Genomic DNA, 1,769 nt, shown 5'->3' with positions numbered 1-1,769 from the left:
TACGGCCGACTGATCACCGACGGCACCACCGCCTACACCTACGACGGCCTGGACCGGGTCACCACCCGCAACGCCGCCAGGTTCAGCTACGACGGAGGCTCCAACAACCTCACCGGCGACGGAACCTGGAGCTACGCCCGCGACAGCGCGGGCAATCTCCTCGGCGCCACCGACGGCACCACCAACCTGCGCGTGCGGACCGACCAGCACACCGACGCCACCGCCACCCTCGACACCAACGGCACCTCCGTCACCGGCACCACCACCTACGACCCCTTCGGCAAACCCACCGCCACCAGCGGCACCCGCTCCAGCCTCGGCTACCAGAGCGGCTGGACCGACCCCACCACCGGCGACGTCAACATGCACGCCCGCTGGTACCGCCCCGGCACCGGCGGCTTCACCAGCCGCGACTCCTGGCAGCTCGACCCCACCCCGTCCGCCCAGGCCGACCGCTACACCTACGTGAACGGCAACCCGCTCGGCGGAACGGACCCCAGCGGGCACGAGCGGATGATGGGCTATGAAGGCGCCGCCGGCGGCCCTGTCACCCTCACCCCCACCGGCGCCGGCAACATATGGAGTTGGGGCAAGGGCTCGGAGAGAGCCGTCGCCGGCGGTTCGCTCATGGCTGTCGGCGGAGCAGTCAGCGCGCTCACCGGAGCAGGAACGGCCGCAGTGCCGCAGACCGCGACGGCGACCGGCACGACTACCTACTTCGACGAGATCTACTGGGAGAAGGTGGCCGCCCGCGACTGGATACGTCCACCCGGCCCCGGTAAGTGCCTGGGAAACTGCCGGGTGGTCAGGGACCCGCCGCGTCCCCCGGTGGTCAAGCCGGAACCCCCCAAGCCGCTCTGGGAGCCGTTCAGGACCACCATCCAGCGTCCCACCCCCAAGCCCGACTGGGAGCCGCCGAAGTCCGGCGACATCCTCAAGGTCATCGCCGCGATCTACAACGTGGCCGACCTGTTGGAGAAGCTGAACCTGGATCAGAATGCCACTCCCGATGTGGAGGCCGAGGATCAGGAGGTTCCGGCTGTTGGCCCCGGTAGCCGGGCCTCTGGGGATCGTTGCGACGATGGCCCGAGAGACACCGCTCAAAATGTGCATGGGAATATCACTTACTTTCCCAGGGAGCGCTTCAGGCCTGGTCCTGATGAGTGCAGGGCGACTGGCGCTGCAGGCTAATTCTCGGGACCGCAGGATATGGAGGACGGTACAGGCACGGCGTGGAGAAATCTTCCGCAGAGGCCCATGGTGGCTCCTCCGGATTTTTGGACACTGCCCGAAGGGCGGCGAGCTCGTGGCCACCTGATGGGCAGGCAGTATGGTGGTTCGGGTGATAATCTGCGCAATCTGGTGCCGCTCTGGGCGATCGCCAACCGCGACGTCGTGAAGGGTGTCGAGATGGATTTGGCCGGAGTGATTAAGAAGGGTGGACAGGAAGTGAAATATGAAGTCCTGGCCATCTATGACGGGAAGAAGTCGGGAGTGCCCAAAGCTATTCATATTGAGGCGCACGGCACGCTCGGTCTCAATGTGGACTGTCTGGTGATGAATAATAACGAACTAAAGGAAAAAGTAAACCTGTCTGTGGTTCCTGTAGCTTGGGATGGTGAGATGAGACGGGTTGATTTTCGCGAAATGATTGATGTTGACTCATGGTCTAGCCCCAATGCCGGTGACTTTGTGGTCGGTGTCTCGTTGGTTGTGGTGTGGCGAGGGTGGGGCAGGTCAAGTCGCCTGCGGATGAGCGGATATCGGAC

General features: G+C 64.3%; 2 protein-coding genes. Both read left to right on the top strand.

The window, feature by feature from the left end:
- Positions 1–1,191: RHS repeat-associated core domain-containing protein (locus tag ACIP82_RS37625; RefSeq protein WP_400660276.1), on the top strand; the 1,191-nt coding region annotated here is incomplete at its 5' end.
- Positions 1,192–1,257: 66 nt separating this feature from the next.
- Positions 1,258–1,769 (top strand): DNA/RNA non-specific endonuclease (locus tag ACIP82_RS37620; RefSeq protein WP_400660274.1); only part of this gene is annotated, 512 nt, incomplete at its 3' end.

Origin of the sequence: Kitasatospora sp. NPDC088548, from assembly GCF_044753005.1 — a bacterium.
Classification (GTDB): Bacteria; Actinomycetota; Actinomycetes; order Streptomycetales; family Streptomycetaceae; genus Kitasatospora.
Note: the sequence above shows the minus strand (reverse complement) of the source record. Positions and strands in the feature narration are given on the sequence as shown.